Annotated in this window: 6 protein-coding genes; 5 read left to right on the forward strand and 1 reads right to left on the reverse strand. The window is 62.2% G+C overall.

The genetic code is table 11. The features are described 5' to 3' along the window. Positions 1–2: 2 nt before the first annotated feature. The gene (locus K3F44_RS07205; RefSeq protein WP_101319619.1) at positions 3–704 is read right to left on the reverse strand and encodes a response regulator transcription factor; all 702 of its coding nucleotides are present in this window, start codon (positions 702–704) and stop codon (positions 3–5) included. A 157-nt stretch (positions 705–861) separates the two neighbouring features. Here K3F44_RS07205 and K3F44_RS07210 point away from each other — a divergent pair, with 157 nt between their 5' ends. The 5 genes from K3F44_RS07210 (at position 862) to K3F44_RS07230 (ending at position 15,675) form a co-directional block, all read left to right on the forward strand. Then, positions 862–2,037: an efflux RND transporter periplasmic adaptor subunit gene (locus tag K3F44_RS07210; RefSeq protein WP_220633659.1), complete on the forward strand. Its 1,176-nt coding sequence runs from the start codon at positions 862–864 to the stop codon at positions 2,035–2,037. An 11-nt stretch (positions 2,038–2,048) separates the two neighbouring features. Next, positions 2,049–5,165: an efflux RND transporter permease subunit gene (locus K3F44_RS07215; protein WP_101319623.1), complete on the forward strand. Its 3,117-nt coding sequence runs from the start codon at positions 2,049–2,051 to the stop codon at positions 5,163–5,165. A gap of 60 nt (positions 5,166–5,225) precedes the next feature. Next, on the forward strand, positions 5,226–5,804 hold the full coding sequence (gene mobA, locus K3F44_RS07220; protein ID WP_220633660.1) for a molybdenum cofactor guanylyltransferase MobA: 579 nt from the start codon (positions 5,226–5,228) through the stop codon (positions 5,802–5,804). Between the two features lie 362 nt (positions 5,805–6,166). Beyond that, positions 6,167–14,824, forward strand: coding sequence for a GH36-type glycosyl hydrolase domain-containing protein (locus K3F44_RS07225; RefSeq protein WP_220633661.1), 8,658 nt, complete (start codon positions 6,167–6,169; stop codon positions 14,822–14,824). A gap of 122 nt (positions 14,825–14,946) precedes the next feature. Continuing rightward, positions 14,947–15,675, forward strand: a complete 729-nt coding sequence (locus tag K3F44_RS07230) for a Crp/Fnr family transcriptional regulator (RefSeq protein ID WP_150569616.1) — start codon at positions 14,947–14,949, stop codon at positions 15,673–15,675. The last annotated feature ends 78 nt before the right edge of the window (positions 15,676–15,753 follow it).

Here is a 15,753-nt window from a genome sequence, read left to right on the forward strand (position 1 = left end):
CTTCAGTACTCCCATTCGCCGCGGCTGAACAGGTAACCCTTGCCCCACACGGTCTTGATTTTGCGCGCTTCGCCGGCGTTGTCGTCGAACCTGCGCCGCAGCTTGGAGATCGCCACGTCCACCGAGCGATCGGTGCCGTTGAACTCGATGCCCCGCAACTGTTGCAGGATGCGGTCGCGGCTGAGCACTTCACCGGCGTTGCGCGCCAGCACCACCAGCAGGTTGTACTCACCGCTGGACAGCTCGACTGCCTCGCCGCGCCAATTCACCGTGCGCTCGGCCAGATTGATAAGCAACCCGCCGACCTGGATCACATCGCTTTCCAGGTGCGGTTCATTCACGCTGCTGCGGCGCAGCAAGGTACGTACTCGGGCCAGCAGCACCCGCGGCTCGCAGGGCTTGCTGACATAATCGTCAGCGCCCATTTCCAGGCCCAGCACCTGGTCGTGGCTATCGTCGCGGGCAGTCAGCATGAGAATCGGCAGGCACTGTGATTCCTGGCGCAGCAAACGGCATACCTGCAAACCATCCAGGCCGGGCAGCATCAGGTCGAGGATGACCAGATCAGGCCGCTGCCGCCGGCATTCGTCCAGCACCTGATCGCCGCGAGCAATGACGGTGACGTGGAAATCGTTGCGCTGCAGGTAGCTGGCAATCAGTTCGGACAACGCGCTGTCGTCTTCAACCAGAAGAATGTTCGGCATAAGTAGCTTGGCTGAGGGAAGTCAGTAATGAGGATATAGATCCTACGCAGCCGCAGCCGTTTTCCTTACACTTTTTCACATACGCCCTACAGTGCTTCACAGCTTATTAGTGGCCAGGTGCTTTAGCATAGCGCCGGTCATTATCGGAAAGCTGCGTATGTCTAACTATCCAACACTCCCCCTGCGCCATCTGGCGCCTTTGGCGCTGCTCGGTGTACTGCTCGCCGGCTGCGACAGCGCTGCCAAGCCAGACGACCAAGCGCCTCCGGCGCAGGTGCGGGTTGAGACCGTGCAGGTCCAGCCGCTGGCGATCACCAGCGAACTGAGCGGTCGCATCCTTGCCCCGCGCACCGCCGAAGTGCGTGCACGGGTGGCTGGCGTGGTGCTCAAGCGGGTTTATCGCGAGGGCAGCGACGTCAAACAGGGTGATGTGTTGTTCCTGATCGACCCGGCGCCGTTCAAGGCAGACCTCGACAGCGCCCGCGCCACCCTGGCCCGCGCCGAGGCGACCCGCTATCAAGCGCGCCTGCAGGATCAACGCTACGGCGAGCTGGTGGCCGACAAGGCCGTCAGCCGCCAGGAATACGACAACGCCCACGCCGCCTTGCTGCAAGCCGACGCCGAAGTTGCCCAGGCCAAAGCCGCGCTCGATCGCGCCCGGCTGAGCCTGGGTTATGCTACCGTCACCGCGCCGATTGCCGGGCGCATTGGCCGCGCGCTGGTCACCGAGGGCGCGCTGGTCGGGCAGAACGAAAGCACGCCGCTGGCGACGATCCAGCAATTGAACCCAATCCACGCCGACGTCACCCAGTCGACCCGCGAGCTGACCGCCCTGCGCCGGGCGCTGCGGGCCGGTGAGCTAAGCCAGGTCGGCGAGGATCAAGCCAAGGCCACCCTGATTCAGGATGACGGCAGTGCCTATCCGCTGCCGGGCAAGCTGCTGTTCTCGGACATCAGTGTCGACCCGAGCACCAACCAGATCACCCTACGCAGCGAATTCCCCAACCCGGACCTCGACCTGCTGCCCGGCAGCTACGTGCGCGTACGCCTGGAGCAGGCGGTACAACCCAAGGGCATCAGCGTGCCGCAGCGGGCCATCCTGCGTGACAGCGCAGGCGTGGCCAAAGTCATGCTGGTCGATCAGCAGGACCAGGTCGTTGCCCGCGAAGTGGTCCTGGGCAATGCCCAGGGCGATCGCTGGATCGTCAATGAAGGCCTGCAGCCTGGCGACCGCGTGGTAATCGAAGGCCTGCAACACATCAAGGCCGGCGATCAGGTGCGGGTTGACCTAAAAGCTGACGCCAACCCCATCGTCCAGCACAACGGCCAGTGAGGGCCTGATTCATGCCGCAGTTTTTCATTGACCGGCCGATTTTCGCCTGGGTCGTAGCGCTGTTCATCCTGCTTGCGGGGGCGCTGAGCATTCCCAAGCTGCCGGTGGCGCAGTATCCCAACGTGGCGCCGCCACAGATCGAGATCTATGCCGTCTACCCGGGTGCTTCCGCTGCAACCATGGACGAGAGCGTGGTCAGCCTGATCGAGCAGGAGCTCAACGGCGCCGACAACCTGCTCTATTTCAACTCGCAAAGCAGCCTGGGCAGCGCCACCATCACCGCCACCTTCGAGCCGGGCACTCAGCCGGACCTGGCTCAGGTCGATGTGCAGAACCGCCTCAAGGTGGTCGAGTCGCGCTTGCCGCGGCCGGTCACCCAGCAAGGTTTGCAAGTCGAAAAAGTTTCGACCGGTTTCCTGTTGCTGGCCACCCTCACCTCCGAGGACGGCAGCCTCGATGAAACTGCCCTCAGCGACATCCTTGCGCGCAACGTGATGAACGAGATCCGCCGCCTCAAGGGTGTTGGCAAGGCGCAGCTGTACGGCTCGGAACGGGCCATGCGGATCTGGATCGACCCGGCCAAGCTGATCGGCTTCAACCTCACGCCCAACGACGTCTCGGTGGCCATCGCCGCGCAGAATGCTCAGGTGGCACCCGGCAGCATTGGCGATCTGCCGAGCAGGCCAACCCAGGAAATCACTGCCAACGTGGTAGTCAAGGGCCAACTGAGCACGCCGCAGGAATTCGCCGACATCGTCCTGCGGGCCAACCCGGACGGTTCCAGCGTGACCGTCGGCGATGTCGCCCGGGTCGAGATCGGCGCGCAGGACTACCAATTCGGCACGCGCCTGAACGGCAAACCGTCGACGGCCTTTGCCGTGCAGCTGTCGCCCGGCGCCAACGCCATGCAGACCGCGACCCTGGTTCGCGAGAAGATGGAGCAACTGGCGCCGCTGTTCCCGGCCGGGGTCAAGTACGACATCCCGTATGACACCTCGCCATTCGTCAAGGTCTCGATCCAGCAGGTCATCACGACCCTGTTCGAGGCGATGCTGCTGGTGTTTGCAGTGATGTTTCTGTTCCTGCAGAACATTCGCTACACGCTGATCCCGACCCTGGTGGTGCCGGTGGCGCTGATGGGGACCTTTGCCGTGATGATGGCGATGGGGTTCTCGATCAACGTGCTGACTTTGTTCGGCATGGTTCTGGCCATTGGCATCCTGGTCGACGACGCCATCGTGGTGGTGGAAAACGTCGAGCGGATCATGGCCGAGGAAGGCCTGCCGCCCAAGCAGGCAACGCGCAAGGCGATGGGCCAGATCAGCGGCGCCATTGTCGGCATCACCCTGGTGCTGGTCGCGGTGTTTCTGCCGATGGCCTTCATGCAAGGCTCGGTGGGGGTGATCTACCAGCAGTTCTCGGTGTCGATGGCGGTGTCGATCCTGTTCTCGGCCTTCCTTGCCCTGAGCTTGACCCCTGCCCTGTGCGCCACCCTGCTCAAGCCGGTAGCCAAAGGTGGCGAGCACGCCAGCAAGGGCTTCTTTGGCTGGTTCAATCGCCGTTTCGAGCGCATGAGCGACGGTTACCAGCGCTGGGTGGTGCACGCGCTCAAGCGCAGCGGTCGCTATCTGCTGCTGTATGGCGTGTTGCTGGCGGTGCTAGGATATGGCTTCAGCCAGTTGCCGACGGCGTTTCTGCCGACCGAAGACCAGGGCTACACCATCACCGACATCCAACTGCCGCCGGGCGCCAGCCGCGCCCGCACCGAACAGGTGGCGGCGCAGATCGAGGCGCATAACAGCGGCGAGGCTGGGGTTGGCAATACCACGTTGATTCTTGGCTTCAGCTTCTCAGGCAGCGGGCAGAATGCCGCGTTGGCGTTCACCACGCTCAAGGACTGGTCCGAGCGTGGTGCTGCCGACAGCGCGCAAGCCATCGCGGACCGGGCCAATCAGGCGTTCAGCCAGATCAAGGACGCCGTGGCGTTCTCGGTGCTGCCGCCGCCCATCGACGGCCTCGGCGAGTCGACCGGCTTCGAGCTGCGCCTGCAGGACCGCGGCGGCCTTGGCCATGCGCAACTGATGGCCGCCCGCGACCAACTCCTGGCCGAGGCAGGCAAGAGCAAGCTGCTGGTCAACGTGCGTGAGTCGTCGCTGGCGGAAAGCCCGCAGATTCAGCTTGAAATCGACCGGCGTCAGGCCAACGCGCTGGGCATCTCGTTCGCTGATATCGGTTCAGTGCTGGATACCGCGGTGGGCTCAAGCTACGTCAACGACTTCCCCAACCAGGGCCGCATGCAACGGGTAGTGGTCCAGGCCGAGGGCGATCAGCGCAGCCAGGTCGAGGACTTGCTGAAGATCCACGTGCGCAATGACAGCGGCAAGATGGTGCCACTGGCAGCGTTCGTACAGGCCAAGTGGGTCACCGGGCCGGTGCAATTGACCCGCTATAACGGTTATCCGGCGGTTTCCATCAGCGGCGAGCCAGCGCCTGGTTACAGCTCAGGTGACGCCATGGACGAAATGCAGCGCCTGGTCGATCAATTGCCCGCCGGCACTGCGCTGGAGTGGACGGGGCTGTCGCTGCAGGAGCGCTTGTCCGGCAGCCAGGCACCGCTGTTGCTGGCCTTGTCGCTGCTGATCGTGTTCCTGTGCCTGGCGGCGCTGTACGAGAGCTGGTCGATCCCGACTGCGGTGCTGCTGGTGGTACCGCTAGGCGTGCTCGGTGCAGTGCTGGCAGTAACGCTGCGCGGCATGCCCAATGACGTGTTCTTCAAGGTTGGTTTGATCACCTTGATTGGCTTGTCGGCGAAGAACGCGATTCTGATCATCGAGTTCGCCAAGAGCCTGGTCGATCAGGGCCATGATCCGGTTGATGCCGCGGTACAGGCGGCAAGGCTGCGGCTGCGGCCGATCGTGATGACGTCGCTGGCGTTCATTCTCGGCGTGGTGCCGTTGGCGATTGCCAGCGGTGCGAGTTCGGCGAGCCAGCAGGCGATCGGTACCGGGGTGATTGGCGGCATGCTCAGCGCGACGCTGGCGGTGGTGTTTGTGCCGGTGTTCTTCGTGGTAGTGATGCGCTTGGCTGGGCGACGCAAGGCTGGCGTTGAGGCAAGCGAGCGCGGCTGACTGGACAAGCTGGGTGTGACATGGGAGGGTTTCTGGCTTGACTGCCAGGAGCCCTTTTTTATGTCTGCGCGATTGCCTGCCTGTTCTGTATTGATCCTTGCCGGTGGCCGGGGGGCGCGTATGGGTGGGCGCGACAAGGGGTTGCTGGAGTGGCGTGGGGAGCCGTTGGTGGCGCATGTGCAGCGGGTGGTGCGGCCGTTGACCGACGATGTGGTGATTTCCTGTAACCGAAATCAAGAGCTGTACCGTGGGTATGCTGATCAGTTGGTGGCTGATGCCGAGGCGGATTATCCGGGGCCCTTGGCTGGGGTGATTGCGGGGTTGGCGGTGGCTCGGCATGACTGGGTGGTGGTGTTGGGGTGTGATGCGCCGTTGATTGACCGTCGCTTGATCGAGGATTTGCTTGAGCTTGCGGTTGGGCAGGATTTGCCGGCGATGGTGCGTCAGGGGGGATATTGGCAGCCGATGTTTGCGGTTTTGCCTCGGCGGGTGTTGCCGTTGTTGCGGCGGGCTTGGCTGGAGGGGGAACGGAGTTTGCAGCGGGCTCTGGTGGGGGTTGGGGGGTGCTGTGGGTTGGACTGTGCTGTGGGGGATCCCAGGTTGTCGAATTTCAATACTCCGGAGTTGCTTGGGTCGTGATCTTTCGACTTTAGATGCTGGCTTAGGTTTATGCCCTAATATACTGATTTTTATCAGGTTTTTGTTTTTTAGATAATGATTACTAGTTAGCTTTTCGTGGAGGACAGCCAATGGCCGATTGCTGTCTCTCGCCAAAAGCAGCAGCCAGCCAAAAGCGGCCTCATGGATCGTGTACCTCTAACACAGCCCGTAGCGGCGATCCTGCCTATGTTCGCTAGCGAACAGACTCCCCCCCATGAACACCCCACACTCGTCAGTGGAACGCTGCACCCGGCGGCGCAACGCCCCGCACACCTGGCCTGGCGTAGAACCGCCTTCATTCCACATGCGACTTGCCCTGCGCGGGTCGTGCGAAGGAATTCATGCAAAATATCCTGACTCGCACCCTGTCCAGCCTATGGCGCTCACCGGCCATCTGGCTTCGGTGGAGTGCAGCGCGGCACAAGTTCGAATACGAGCCCATCCTGCGTTCCGACCTGTTCAATGCGCAGCAGATGGCAGATCACGGCATCGTACTTGCCCGTCAACATGTGCTCGGGCGCCTTTCAAGAAAGGACGCCTTGCTGGGCCGCCTGACTGACAATCAACTGCTGCTGGAACGCAGCTGCGCAGCGCTCATGACCGTGCAATTGTCCAGCCGACGCGCCACCCCTGCGGCAGAATGGCTGCTGGACAACTTCTACCTCATCGAAGAAAACATCCGTACCGCCAGAACCCACCTGCCCGACGGCTATAGTCGCGAGCTGCCACGCCTGGCCGAAGGTCCTTCGGCCGGCCTGCCGCGGGTTTACGACATAGCGCTGGAAACCATCGCTCACGGCGATGGCTGGGTTGATGCGCCCAGCCTGGATTGTTTCATCGCCTCTTATCAGACCATCACCCCGCTGACCCTGGGCGAGCTGTGGGCCATCCCGATCATGCTGCGCCTGGCGCTGATTGAGAACTTGCGGCGCGTGGCGTCTCGGGTCATGGCAAACCGCGATGACCGTAACCTTGCCGATGACTGGGCCGATCGCTTGATCGAAATGGCCGAGCGCGACGCCAAGAGCGTGGTCTTGACCGTTGCCGACATGGCGCGATCGGCACCGCCGATGACGCCATCATTCGTAGCAGAACTGGCGCGCAGGCTGCACGGGCAAAGCGCAGCATTGATATTGCCGATGGCCTGGATAGAACAAACGCTAGGCGAGTCGGGCCTGACCGTAGAGCGCCTGGTGCAGATGGATGCCCAGCAGCAAGCCGGTGACCAGGTGTCCATCAGCAACAGCTTCGCCAGCCTGAGGTTGCTGACGGCGACCGACTGGCGCGAGTTCGTTGAGCTGCTAAGCCATGTCGAACAGGTCTTGTGCACGGATCCGGCCGGCGTCTACGCGAACATGGACTTTGCCACCCGCGATCGTTACCGCCATGTGATCGAACGCCTCGCCCGGCATTGCGTGCAGTCTGAAACCGAGGTGGCACAAGCGGCCATCGAACTGGCTAGCACTCCACAGCTCGTGAGCCATGTGAACGGGCATGTGGGCTATTACCTGGTGGCTGGCGGTTTGCCCCACCTTGAGCAGGCGCTGCACGCCAGCGTGCCGCTGCACCAACGCTGGAAGCGCCTGCTGCAGAGCGCCCCGTTGAAGTTCTACTTGTGCCCTGCACTGCTGCTGACGCTGCTGTTAGCCTGGCCGTTTCTCAGCAGCGCTTATCACCGCGGCACGCCAATCTGGGGCTTGGTCCTGCTCGCCGTGCCAGCGCTATTGATGACCAGCAGTCTGGCGATTGGGCTGGTCAACTGGCTGGTGACCCTCACGGTAGTCTCCTCGCTTCTGCCGCGCCTAGATTACAGCAAAGGCATACCGGCCGAGGCACGGACGCTGGTGGCGGTGCCGACGATGTTTGCCAGTACCGACGACATCGAGGCGCTAGTGGAAGGCCTGGAAGTGAGATTCCTGGCCAATCGCGATGCCAATCTGCATTTTGCGCTGCTCAGTGACTTCATGGACGCTCCTGCAGAGGTGATGCCCGAGGATGCCGAACTGCTCGCTCTGGCGCGGCAATTGATCGAGGCGCTCAACCACAAATATGCCGATGGCCAGGTCGACCGGTTCTTCCTGCTGCACCGGCCCAGGCACTGGAGTTCGACCGAACGGGTCTGGATGGGGTATGAACGCAAGCGCGGCAAGCTCGCGGAGCTCAACGCGTTGCTGCTTGGTAAAGGAAAGGAGCGCTTCGCATTGATCGTCGGTGATGTCGCGCCACTGAGCGCGGTACGCTTCGTCATCACCCTGGACACCGACACCTTGCTGCCCCGCGATGTCGCGCGTCAGTGCATTGGTACCATGATGCACCCGCTTAACCATCCGGTATTCGATCTACAGAGCGGTAAGATCGTCAGCGGCTACGCCATCCTCCAGCCACGCGTAGGGATCAGCTTGCCGAGCACGGCACGTTCGACCTACGCCCGACTGTTTGGCAGCGATGCGGGTATCGACCCCTATACCCGCGCCGTCTCCGATGTTTACCAGGACCTGTTCCACAACGGCTCCTTCATCGGCAAGGGCATCTATGCCGTCGATGCCTTCGAACAGGCACTCGAAGGCTGCCTGCCCGATAACCGCATCCTCAGCCATGACTTGATCGAAGGCTGCTACGCCCGCTGCGGGTTGCTCAGCGATGTACAACTGTATGAAGAATATCCGTCGCGCTACAGCGCCGATGCCAAGCGCCGACACCGCTGGATTCGCGGAGACTGGCAAGTGCTGTACTGGGCCTTGCCGTGGGCACCGAAGCCCGAGGGAGGATTCGCACGCAACCCCCTGAGCAACCTTGCCCGCTGGAAGATTCTCGACAACCTGCGCCGCAGCCTGGAGCCAGGCGCCTTCCTGGCCATGCTGGTCTGGGGATGGTTGGGTTCGAGCGAAGCCATCTCCTGGACATTGGCGGTGGTCATCCTGGTCTTTGTCCAACCCACGCTGCAGTCAGTACTGGCGCTGGTGCAGAAAGCGGCCGATATTCCCCTGGGACAACACCTCAGCGCGGCATTACGGACCTCGGGCCAGCATTTCATGCGCGCGCTCTTGTCGATTGTCTGGTTGCCGTCCGATGCGTTGTTGAGCTTCGATGCGATTGGCCGCTCATTGTGGCGCATGCTGATCAGCAAACGCCGCCTGCTGCAATGGCAACCTTCCCGTGAGGTGGAGCGTTCCAATGGCACCGGCCTGTCGGACATGTATAAAAGCATGTGGATTGCCCCGGCACTGGCGCTGCTGCTATTCGCGGCCCTGCTCCCCTCCCTCGCCGTACTCGCACTGGCGGCGCCTTTGCTGCTGGTGTGGTTGGCAAGCCCGGCGATTGCCTGGTGGATCAGCCTGCCGACCACACCCGCGGGGTTTAGTCCGTCAGCGCAAGACCTGCGTTTCTTGCGCATGCTGTCACGCCAGACCTGGGCGTTCTTTGATCGTTACGTAAGCCCTGAGAACAACTGGTTGCCGCCGGATAACGTCCAGGAAGTACCCAAGCTGACCATTGCGCACCGGACCTCCCCGACCAACATGGGCATGGCCTTGCTCTCGCACCTGGCGGCCCACGATTTCGGTTACCTGAGCGGCGGGCGCTTGCTGGAACGCATCACTGCAATGCTTGAATCCATGGCCGGCCTAGAGCGTCATCAAGGGCACTTCTACAACTGGTACGACACCAAGACACTGCAGCCGCTGGCGCCTAGGTATTTGTCCACCGTGGACAGCGGCAACCTGGCGGGCATGCTGCTCACCTTACGACCGGGGCTGCTGGGATTGATCGACACGCCTCTGTTTGACCGAAGCACCCTGAGCGGCCTGGGCGACACCCTCGATGTGCTTCAACAGGCGTTAGAGGGCGTAAACCTCGATGACCGTGCCGTGCTTGAACTGCGCGTAAAGGTAGAGTCGGCGCTGGTCCAGGACACCCCGGACAACCTCCTGCCATTACTCGATCTAACGGCTACTTTAACAATCGACAGTCCGCCCAGGGCTGCTGAAGAAGCCCATTACTGGCTAGAGGCATTACAGGCGCAGTGCATGGATCTGCGGGCAGAACGACTACTCTTCGAGCTACCGTCGGCACCCGCCCGGGACAAGCCACCCGCACTCACCCTGCGGCAAATGGCCGAGCTCGATTGCACCCTGTGGCTGCCCGCCGATCAGGCGCAAGTTCAGGAGGTACAACGCCTGGCCCGCGCACGAATCATTCATCTTGAGCACCTGGCCGAATTTTGCGCGTCACTGGCCAGCATGGACTTCACCTTCCTCTACGATGCCCAACGTGACCTGTTCTCGATAGGCTACAACGCCGACGAACGCAGGCTGGACCACGGCTATTATGATCTGCTCGCTTCAGAGGTACGCCTGACCAATTTCGTGGCCATCGCCCAGGGCCAGCTGCCGCAACAGGCCTGGTTCACCCTCGGACGCCTGCTCAGCAACAATCGTGGGGGGCCGGTGCTGCTTTCCTGGTCCGGATCGATGTTCGAGTACCTGATGCCCAACTTGATCATGCCTAGCTATGAAGGGACGCTACTGGAGCAGACCTGTCGCGCGGCCGTCGCCTTGCAGATCGAGCATGGGAACCAGTTGGGCATCCCCTGGGGCGTGTCCGAGTCGGGTTATAACACCCTCGACGCCCACTTCAACTATCAGTATCGGGCCTTCGGCGTTCCAGGCCTTGGGCTCATGCGCGGGTTGGCCGAGGACACCGTGATTGCACCGTACGCCAGCGCCCTGGCGCTGATGGTCGAGCCGCAAGCGGCCTGTCGCAACCTTCAACGCCTGGCGGCCCAAGGTTCGGCAGGGCGCTATGGCCTGTACGAAGCGGTCGACTACACCGAGGCACGCCTGCCGCGCGGCCAGCACTATGCGGTCGTGCGCTCGTTCATGGCGCACCATCAGGGCATGAGCCTGCTGGCCTTGACCAGCGTGCTGTTGGACCTTCCCATGCAGCGCCGTTTCGAGTCGATCCCGGCCTTCCAGGCGACCGTGTTGTTGCTGCAGGAGCGCGTACCGAAAACCGCCGCGCCCTACCTGCATGCAACCCAGGCACGTGCCACAGGGGAAAACCCGGAGACGCAGGAAACCAGGCTGCGCGTATTCGCCGATCCCGGGCGCAAACGCCCCGCTGTGCAGCTGCTCTCCAACGGCCGTTACCACGTCATGCTCAGCAGTGCCGGGGGCGGTTACAGCCGTTGCAACGACATCGCCGTGACCCGCTGGCATGAAGACGCGACCCGCGACAACTGGGGCATGTTCTGCTACCTGCGCGATGTCAGCAGCGGCGTATTCTGGTCCTCGGCCCACCAGCCGACCCTGCACCGGCCAGAGAGCCATGAGGCGATTTTCAGCGACTCCCGGGCCGAGTTTCGCGTTCGCGAGCTCGACTTCGATACGCACACGGAGGTCGTCGTGTCTCCCGAAGACGATATCGAACTGCGCCGGCTGCACATCACCAACCGCGGCCGCGTAAGCCGTAGCCTGGAGATTACCTCCTACGCCGAGGTGGTACTGGCGCCGGCGGTCAGTGATGCCATGCACCCGGCCTTCAGCAACCTGTTCGTGCAGACCGAACTGGTGCCGGCGCTGCAGGCCATCGTCTGCACCCGCAGGCGGCGCTCCACTGAGGAAGCCGTGCCCTGGATGTGCCACCTGCTGGCCGCCCACGGCGTGGACATCGACGCCATTTCCTACGAGACCGATCGAGCGCGATTTATAGGTCGCGGACGCAACGCTTGCGCACCAGCGGCGCTCGATGGCCATGTCCAGCAGCTGTCCGGCAGCGCAGGTTCGGTGCTGGATCCGATCGTAGCCATCCGCTGCCGTATCACGCTGGAACCCGGGCAAACGGCGACCATTGACCTGGTGACCGGCGTCGCGGACAGCCGTGTCGGCTGTCTGTACCTGATCAATAAATACCGCGACCGCCACCTCGCCGATCGGGTCTTCGACTTGGCCTGGACCCACAGCCAGGTGTTGCTGCGCCAACTCAATGTCTCGCAGGATGATGCGCGCCTGTTTGAACAGATGGCTGCTTCGATCCTCTACGCCAATGCCTCGTTGCGCGCGGAAAACAGCATCTTGATGGCCAATCGACGGAATCAATCGAGCCTGTGGGGCCAGGCGATCTCCGGAGACCTGCCCGTCGTCCTGCTGCAGATTTCCACCGTCGAGAACATCGAACTCGTGCACCAGATGGTCAAGGCCCATGCCTACTGGCGGCAAAAGGGGCTGATGGTCGACCTGGTGATCTGGAACGAAGATCAGGCCGGCTATCGCCAGCAACTCCAGGACTTGATCATAGGTGTGGTGACCTCCGGCAGCGAAGCCTCGTTGATCGATCATCCCGGGGGCATTTTCGTGCGGCCGGCACAGCAGTTGTCGAACGAGGACCGTACGCTGATCCTGTCGGTTGCACGCCTGGTGCTGAGCGAAGACAACGGCGGCATCGCCGAGCAGGTTCATCGGCGCCATGCCATCCCGGTACACCCGGCGCTCGTCCCCACGTTCAAGCACCAGGCAAAGGCAACACAAGCGACCCTGCCGGCTATCGAAGGTCTGCTGCTGGGCAATGCCTATGGCGGCTTCAGTGCCGATGGCAGCGAGTACGTCATGACCTTGCAGCCTGGCAGGCCGACGCCGGCGCCATGGGCCAACGTATTGGCCAACCCACACTTCGGCACGGTGATATCCGAAAGTGGTGGCGCTTACACCTGGATGGAAAACGCTCACGAATTTCGCCTAAGCCCCTGGCATAACGACCCGATCACCGACGCCAGCGGCGAGGCGATATATGTGCGCGATGAAGACACCGGGTATTTCTGGTCGGTGACGCCGCAGCCTTGTCCCGGTACTGGCGCGTACCGGACCCGGCACGGCTTTGGCTATAGCGTATTCGAGCACGATGAAGACGGAATCCACACCGAGTTGTGGGTGTATGTGGCGCTGGACGCTTCGATCAAATTCTCGCACTTGCAGATTCGGAATCGCTCAGGCCGCGCCAGACGCCTGTCGACGACCTGCTATGTCGAGTGGGTACTGGGCGACTTGCGCAGCAAATCGGCGATGCATGTGGTGACGGAAGCCGACCCTAGCAGCGGCGCATTGTTCGCCAGGAACGCCTATTCGATCGAGTTTGGCGAACGGGTGGCGTTCCTCGATACCGACTCGAGCGACACTCGCATCAGCGGCGATCGCACTGAATTCATCGGTCGCAACGGCAGTCTCAAGACACCAGCGGGACTGCAGCACGCGCGGCTGTCGGGCCGTACCGGTGGCGGCCTGGATCCCTGCGCGGCAATACAGGTTGCCCTCGACCTCGACAACGGTGAAGAGCAGGACGTGGTCTTCCGGCTCGGGGCAGCCAGGGATAAGGCGTCAGCGCTGCGCCTGGTTCATCAATACCGCGGCCTGGCGGCGGCCAGCGCGCAACTGGCGGCGGTACGCGAGCATTGGCGTGCGCAACTGGGCGTGATTCAAATCCAGACCCCCGACCCGAGTATCGATGTCATGGTCAATGGCTGGCTGATGTACCAAGTGATCGCCTGTCGCTTCCAGGCCCGCAGTGGCTACTATCAGTCCGGCGGGGCCATCGGCTTTCGCGATCAACTGCAAGACAGCATGGCGATGATCCATGCCGACCCCGCCAGCGTGCGTGGTCATCTGTTACTGTGCGCAGCCCATCAATATGCCGAAGGCGACGTGCAACACTGGTGGCATCCGCCGCTCGATCGGGGGGTGCGCAGTGGCTGTTCAGACGATTACTTGTGGCTGGCATTGGCGACCAGCCACTATGTCAATGTCACCGCCGACCTCAGCGTGCTGGCAGAACCCGTGGGTTACCTTGAGGGCCGTCCGCTCAATGTCGGGGAAGAATCCTATTACGACCTGCCGGGCAAATCGCACCTGGTGGAAAGCCTCTACCAGCACTGTGTCCACGCCATCGAACACAGCCTGCAGCGCGGCAGCCACGGCCTGCCCTTGATCGGCACGGGCGACTGGAACGACGGGATGAACCGGGTCGGCCAGCTGGGCCGCGGTGAAAGCGTGTGGCTGGGCTTCTTCGGCTTCGACGTTCTGCAGCAGTTTGCCATCACTGCCCAACTGCATGGCGACTCTGCTTTCGCCCAACGTTGTTCCCGGCAGGCCGCCCTGCTGCAGGCCAGTCTCGAGGAGCATGCCTGGGACGGCGAATGGTACCGCCGCGCCTGGTTTGACGATGGCCAGGTCTTGGGCTCGGCCAACAATGACGAATGCCGCATCGACTCGATCTCGCAAAGTTGGTCGGTACTGTCGGGCGCCGCCTCGCAGACCCGACGCCGCACGGCCATGGCCTCGGTCGAGCAGCACTTGGTACGGCCCGACACAGGCGCGGTCCTGCTGCTCGATCCACCTTTCGACAAGGGCGCGCTTGAGCCCGGCTACATCAAGGGCTATGTGCCGGGTGTACGAGAAAATGGTGGCCAGTACACCCATGCCGCCGTCTGGGCCGGCATGGCCTTCGCCGAGCTTGGCGACAACGCCAGGGCGTGGCGGTTGCTCCACATGATCAACCCCGCGGGCCATGAAGTCGCCAAGCGGATCGAAACCTACAAGGTCGAGCCCTATGTCATGGCTGCCGACGTCTATGGCACGCCGCCCCATGCGGGCCGTGGGGGGTGGACTTGGTACACCGGGTCGGCCGGCTGGACGTACCGCTTCATCGTCGAGTCATTGCTCGGCTTGCGGCGTGTCGGCACTTCATTGCACATCGAACCGCTACTGGCGCAGGGATGGCCTGGTTACACCCTGCAATACCGTTATGGGGCAACGACTTACCATATCGAAGTGCGGCCAGACACGACCACTACGCTTGCGATCATGCTGGACGGCGAGTTGCTAGGCCAGGACACGCTTCAACTGTCGGATGATGGCAAGCAACATCAGGTATTGGTGACATGCCCGGTCAAAGCGCATCAGCCAGAAATACAAGGGCACGACAGAACTGTCGAAGCCGATCTTGAGCGCTGAGATGCAGCGACGTTCTCTTGAGCATCGCAGATTGCTGCGGCGGATTCGGTGCGTTGCCGCGCTTGGTGCGCTTTGGAGTAACCTGTCCCCCTCAGGAAATTTTCCCTCGAAGGGCGGCTGATATGTTCGTTGTACCCAGGCCACAACAGAACTACCTGCTGGCAGCGCTTCCGGGGCCAGCGCTGGAGCGCCTCCTACCCCATCTCGAACCGGTCGAGCTGCCACTGGGCAAAGTGCTCTATGAATCCGGCGGTGCCCTGCGGCATGTGTATTTCCCCACCGATTGCATCGTGTCACTGTTGTACGTGATGGAGAACGGCGCCTCGGCCGAGATTTCGGTGGTCGGAAACGAAGGCTTGATCGGCGTGGCAGTCTTCATGGGCGGCGAAAGCACACCCAGTCGTGCCGTTGTGCAAAGTGCCGGGCATGCCTATCGCTTGCCCGGCCAGCAACTCAAGGACGAGTTCAACCGCCATGAAGAGATGCTGATGCTGATGCTGCGCTACACACAGGCACTGATCACGCAAATGGCCCAGACGGCGGTGTGCAATCGCCACCACGCCATCGACCAGCAACTGTGCCGCTGGCTGCTCTTGTCGCTTGATCGCCTACCAGGCAATGAACTGATCATGACCCAGGAATTGATCGCCAACATGCTGGGTGTACGCCGCGAAGGCGTGACCGACGCTGCCGGCAAGCTCCAGCGGCTGGGGGTCATCGAATACAGTCGGGGACATATCAAGATCCTGGACAGGACTCGTCTGGAGGAGCTGAGTTGCGAATGCTACGCCGTGGTCAAAAGAGAAACCGAACGGTTGCAGCCTTACTTTCCGTTCCCAAGCGACTCATGAGGATGTCCGAAAGTCGGCTTTGGGTCGGGAGCGGTCAGTCCGGAGCGGCGGCTTTCGACCCATTGCAGCCGTTTAGAC

The sequence above is a fragment of the Pseudomonas sp. S07E 245 genome, assembly GCF_019599025.1.
Classification (GTDB): Bacteria; Pseudomonadota; Gammaproteobacteria; order Pseudomonadales; family Pseudomonadaceae; genus Aquipseudomonas; species Aquipseudomonas shirazensis.

Coding starts and splice junctions, on each gene's coding strand:
- K3F44_RS07225 (WP_220633661.1), top strand. CDS start 6,167: ATGCAAAATATCCTGACTCGCACCCTGTCCAGCCTATGGCGCTCACCG.
- K3F44_RS07215 (WP_101319623.1), top strand. CDS start 2,049: ATGCCGCAGTTTTTCATTGACCGGCCGATTTTCGCCTGGGTCGTAGCG.
- K3F44_RS07230 (WP_150569616.1), top strand. CDS start 14,947: ATGTTCGTTGTACCCAGGCCACAACAGAACTACCTGCTGGCAGCGCTT.
- K3F44_RS07210 (WP_220633659.1), top strand. CDS start 862: ATGTCTAACTATCCAACACTCCCCCTGCGCCATCTGGCGCCTTTGGCG.
- mobA (WP_220633660.1), top strand. CDS start 5,226: ATGTCTGCGCGATTGCCTGCCTGTTCTGTATTGATCCTTGCCGGTGGC.
- K3F44_RS07205 (WP_101319619.1), bottom strand. CDS start 704: ATGCCGAACATTCTTCTGGTTGAAGACGACAGCGCGTTGTCCGAACTG.